Annotated in this window: 3 protein-coding genes and 1 pseudogene; all 4 read left to right on the forward strand. The window is 70.1% G+C overall.

Annotated elements, in window-relative coordinates; genetic code table 11:
• Window positions 1-290 (forward strand): annotated as a pseudogene (locus tag G4D87_RS33850) (PEGA domain-containing protein); the annotation flags it as partial.
• 52 nt (window positions 291-342) lie between these two features.
• Window positions 343-2,352 (forward strand): TonB-dependent receptor plug domain-containing protein, encoded by a 2,010-nt coding sequence (locus tag G4D87_RS33855; RefSeq protein ID WP_163786808.1) that lies wholly within the window; start codon window positions 343-345, stop codon window positions 2,350-2,352.
• Window positions 2,353-2,623: 271 nt separating this feature from the next.
• Window positions 2,624-3,379 carry a hypothetical protein gene (locus G4D87_RS33860; protein WP_163786809.1) on the forward strand — a complete coding sequence of 252 codons (756 nt, stop codon included), beginning with the start codon at window positions 2,624-2,626 and terminating at the stop codon, window positions 3,377-3,379.
• 40 nt (window positions 3,380-3,419) lie between these two features.
• Window positions 3,420-4,646 carry an ROK family transcriptional regulator gene (locus G4D87_RS33865; protein WP_163786810.1) on the forward strand — a complete coding sequence of 409 codons (1,227 nt, stop codon included), beginning with the start codon at window positions 3,420-3,422 and terminating at the stop codon, window positions 4,644-4,646.
• The last annotated feature ends 79 nt before the right edge of the window (window positions 4,647-4,725 follow it).

Raw genomic sequence — 4,725 nt, forward strand, 5'->3', positions numbered from 1 at the left:
ATTCGGCGCGCGCCGCCACCGCGGCGCGCGCCGAATCGCCTCCCGCGGCTGAGCCGTCTGTGGCCACCGCCGCCCCCCCGGCGACGGGCAAGGGCCGCCTGGACGTGACGTCTCCCGGGCTCTACGGCGAGGTGTGGATCAACAGCCGGCCCTATGGCTTCCCGCCCCTCGTCGCCCAGGGGCTCCCCGCCGGGCCCGCCCGCCTGGAGGTCCGCGTCAATGGCGTGGTGAAGCGGAAGCTGACCGTCGACGTCGTGGCGGACCAGAGCACCGCCGTCCGCATCCGCTGACGTGAAGCCGTTCGCGCGGCGAGCCGCGCGCCCTTTCCTCATCGAGGTCGATATGCGCCGCTGTCGTAGGTGGTCCGAACCTTCACTCGGAGCGCTGCTCCTCCTGTGCGCCAGTCCCGCGCTCGCTCAGGACACCGAAGCGGGGGGCCTGGGCGACGAGGAGCCGGAGGTCCACAGCCAGGTGGCCTCCTTCGCCGTCACCCGGCTCCAGGAGTCCCCCGCCGTCGTCACGGCAATGAACGCGGAGGAGATTCGCAACACCGGCGCCCGGGACTTGATGGACCTGCTGCTGCAGATTCCCGGCTTCTTCTTCGGCGTGGACATCCAGGGCGCGGTGGGCCCCGGCTTCCGCGGCCTGTGGGGCTACGAGGGCAAGGTGCTGCTCGTCGTGGACGGCAAGGAGATGAACGAGCAGCTCTACTCCACGATGCAGCTGGGCAACGAGTTCCCCATCGAGCTCATCGAGCGCATCGAGGTGGTGCGCGGCCCCGGCTCCGTCATCTACGGCGGCAACGCGGAGCTCGCCGTCATCAACGTCGTCACCCGCGGCGTCCAGGGCAGCACGGACCTGATGGTGTCCGGCATGTACGGACAGATGAGCGGCGTCAACGGCCGAAGGGGGCTCACCGTCTCCGGCCGCAAGGTGTTCGAGTCCGCGCCGGGCCTGAGCCTCTTCGCGTCCGCCGGGCTGTCCCAGGCGCAGCGCAGCAGCGGCGTCTTCCAGGACTTCTTCGGCAACTCGGCGCAGCTGGGCGGCAACTCGCGGCTGGACCCGACGATGGTGCAGGCGGGCGTGGGCTACAAGGACCTGCAGCTCAGCGTGCTGTACCAGCGCTATGCCACCTCCGCCATCGTCGCCTTCGACGAGGTGCTGGAGGCGCCCGCGCCGACGAACTTCGAGTCCCTCCACGCGGAGCTGAGCGACCGGTTCCGCCCGAGCGAGCGGGTGGAAATCGTCCCCCGCCTCAACCTCACCTTCTCCAAGCCCTTCAGTGACTCGGACCCGGAGTCGCCCTTCTTCTACGACAAGCAGGTGCTGCGCCTGCGAGGCCGGACGCTGGCGCGCTGGGCGGCGCTGGACTGGCTGCAGCTCACCGGCGGCGTGGACGTGACGTCCGACCAGGGGCGCGTCAATGGCCCGGTGGGCGTGGGCCTCCAGACGGGCTTCGGCCCCGAGGAGGCGACCCGCGTCTCCTATGTGAATGTGGCGGGCTTCGTGGAGGCCTTCTCCGCCAACCCCTTCGTCAACGTGGTGGCGGGCGCGCGCGTGGAGAACCACAGCGCCTTCGGCGAGTCCTTCGTGCCGCGGCTGGTGCTGCTGCGCGGCTTCGGGCCGTTCAGCGGCAAGGCCCTGTTCAGCCGCGCCTTCCGCGCCCCCAGCATCGAGAACATCAGCCTGGGCGATGACATCCGCCCCGAGCGCACCACCGTGCTCGAGCTGGAGGGCACGCTGCGCCTGGGAGAAGGCCACGCGCTGAGCGCCAACGCCTTCGACATGGGCGTGGCGGACCCCATCATCTATTCGTACGACGCGGCGACGAACACGGAGGCCTACCGCAACCTCGGGCGCCTGGGCAGCCGCGGCGTGGAGCTGGACTACCACGTGCGCGGAAGCTGGGGCCGCGCCGCCCTCAACTATTCGTTCTACACCCCGTCAGGCCGCAACGACGTGGAGGACTACCAGGTCCCCGGACAGCCCAACGCCTTCACGGGCATGCCCACGCACAAGGCCGCGCTCACCGGCAGCATCAAGGTGCTGCCCTGGCTCACCGTCAGCCCCACCGCCGTCCTCGTGGGCAAGCGCTACGCCGTGGACGTGCCGGATGACGAAGGCAACGCGGCGGTGGAGGCGCTGCCCACGCAGTTGCTGCTCAACCTCTTCGTGCGCGCCCAGGACGTGGGCACGCGCGGGCTGGAGCTTGGCGCGGGCGTCTACAACCTGACCGGCACGAACTTCCGCATCGCCCAGCCCTACAACGGCGGCCACGCGCCCATGCCCGTCTTCTCCCGCGAGTTCATGGTGCGCGTCAGCTACCTGCTGGACCCCGTCAGCGACGAATAGCCGCACGTCCCAACCCGACGTCCGCCACGGCCCACCTTCCCTCCGGAGGGTGGGCCGTCTGGCTTTGGAGCGCCGCGTCACGGGGAATGGGCTGTCACAGACTTGCAATCACCGGAATCTCACTGGTACTTTCTTCGTCACTCGAAAGAACTTCTGTTCGTTCGCGGCTGCGCAGGGAGCTGCAACGCGCCGCGCCAGTGAACGACGACTCTCGAAGCACCCTGGTTTCTTCGCAGTAAGAACGAAGTCTTCCAGCTGTGGAGGGGAGTGCATGCATCCGAACAAGCGTTTCGCGTGGGCGTGGGTGGCGGCGGGCGTTTTCGCGGTGTCTGGTCTGGTGGCGGGCTGTGACCCAGAAGAGGACCCGACGCCAACGCCTGACGCAGGCCAGCAAACTCCGGATTCAGGCACGCAGCCGGACTCAGGCACGCAGCCTGACTCCGGTACGCAGCCTGACTCGGGCACCCAGCCGGACGCCGGCGCGGAGCCGGACGCGGGCACCGAGGAAGACGCGGGCACCGAGGAAGACGCTGGGAGCGTCCCCACGCTGCCCCTGGCCGTGGACGGCACCTGGATTCCCAGTGGCTACATGGGCGACGGCGCGCAGGGCGGCGTCACCTACGACGGCACCGAGTGCGTGCCTGGGCGGGCGGGCACGCAGCTGGGCGCCTGCCACAAGTTCACCTGGACGCCGGGCAACGACGGCTGGGCGGGCGTGTACTGGCAGTACCCGGAAGGCAACTGGGGCGACCAGCCCGGCTTCAGCGTCCCGGACGGCGCCAACACCGTGTCCTTCTACGCCTGGGGCACCGAGGGCGGCGAAGTCGTCTCCTTCATGGTGGGGATGAACGCCCCGGACGGTTTCGAGGCGAAAGTCGAGAACGTGGCGCTCACCACCACCCCGACCCAGTACACAATCGACATCAGCCGCGTCCGGTATGGGACGGTGGTGGGTGGCTTCGGGTGGACCGCTGGTGGGAGGACGACTCCGCTCGTCTTCTTCATCGACGACATCCACTGGCACTGACACCCACCCCATCCTCGCGGCGGAACGGAGCGAGAGGACGATGCGAGTGGGTACGGCGGTGACGACGGTCGATGCGGCGGGCATGCGCGCGCAGAACAGCAGCCTGCTGCTCAACATGATCTGGCGCGAGCGTCAGATTTCCCGGGCGGAAATCGCCCGGCGGACGGAGCTGAGTCCGTCAACCGTCTCCGCCATCGTGGTGGACCTGGAGCGCTCCGGCCTGGTGCGCAGCATTGGCGCCGGGGTGTCTCGGGGCGGCCGTCGCCCCACCCTCATCGGCTTCTGCGATGACGCGTTCAGCCTCATCGGCGTGGAGCTGGGCGCCACCCACGTGACGGCCGCGCTCACCGATTTGCGGGGCCGGGTGCGCGCGTACCGGCACGCCAGCCACGCCGTCCGCGAGGACCCCAAGGGCACGCTCCAGAAGGTGCGCGAGCTGGTCCATGCGGTCCTGGACGCTGAGCGCGTGCCGCGCCGCTCGGTGGCGGGCATGGGCGTCGCCGTGCCCAGCCCCGTCCACCCGTCCACGCCCGGCAAGCTGTCACCGCTGCTGGTGCCGGCCTGGCGCGACTACGACGTGCAGGAGTCCCTGCGGAGCGCGTTCGGCCTGCCGGTGTTCGTGGACAACGACGCGAACCTGGGCGCGCTGTCGGAGTGCTACTGGGGCGCGGGCGTCAACGGCGAGGACCTGGCGTACATCAAGCTGGCCACGGGCATCGGCTCCGGCCACATCATCCACGGCGACGTCTACCGGGGCGCGGGCGGCACCGCGGGCGAAATCAGCCACATGGCGGTGGACTCCTCCGGGCCGCAGTGCGTGTGCGGCCTGCGCGGCTGCCTCGTCACGCTCATCGGGTCCGCGGCGCTGCTGGAGCGGGCGCGGGAGCTGATGGGTCGCAAGGACAAGCGCACCCTCACGGTGCGCGAGCTGGTGGAAGGCGCGCGGGCGGGTGAGCCGGCCGCGCGGCAGGTCATCGACGGGCTCGGGCACTACCTGGGCATCGCCGTGGCCGGTCTGCTGAACCTGCTCAACCCCGCCATCGTCGTGCTCGGCGGTGAAATCTCGTCGGTGGGAGACCTGCTGCTGGACCCGCTCCGCGCGTCGGTGCGCAAGCGGGCGCTGTCCACCTCCATGGCGGAGACGCGCATCGTCACCTCCGCGCTGGGAGACCGCGCCATCGCCGTGGGCGCGGCCACCCTGGTGCTCCAGGCCGCGCTGAGAGACCGAACCCTCTTCCCCCTCCAACACCTAGGCAAATCTGCATGACGCTCCAGCGCCTCCTCCCCGTGGCCCTGGCCCTGACGGGCCTCGCCTGTGACCCGGCCGCCAACCGGGTGAACCGCCC

It is taken from the genome of Myxococcus vastator, from assembly GCF_010894475.1.
GTDB lineage: Bacteria > Myxococcota > Myxococcia > Myxococcales > Myxococcaceae > Myxococcus > Myxococcus vastator.

What these genes read in the sequence shown, in the direction of transcription:
- G4D87_RS33855 (WP_163786808.1), top strand. Translation starts at nt 343, where the DNA reads ATGCGCCGCTGTCGTAGGTGGTCCGAACCTTCACTCGGAGCGCTGCTC.
- G4D87_RS33865 (WP_163786810.1), top strand. Translation starts at nt 3,420, where the DNA reads ATGCGAGTGGGTACGGCGGTGACGACGGTCGATGCGGCGGGCATGCGC.
- G4D87_RS33860 (WP_163786809.1), top strand. Translation starts at nt 2,624, where the DNA reads ATGCATCCGAACAAGCGTTTCGCGTGGGCGTGGGTGGCGGCGGGCGTT.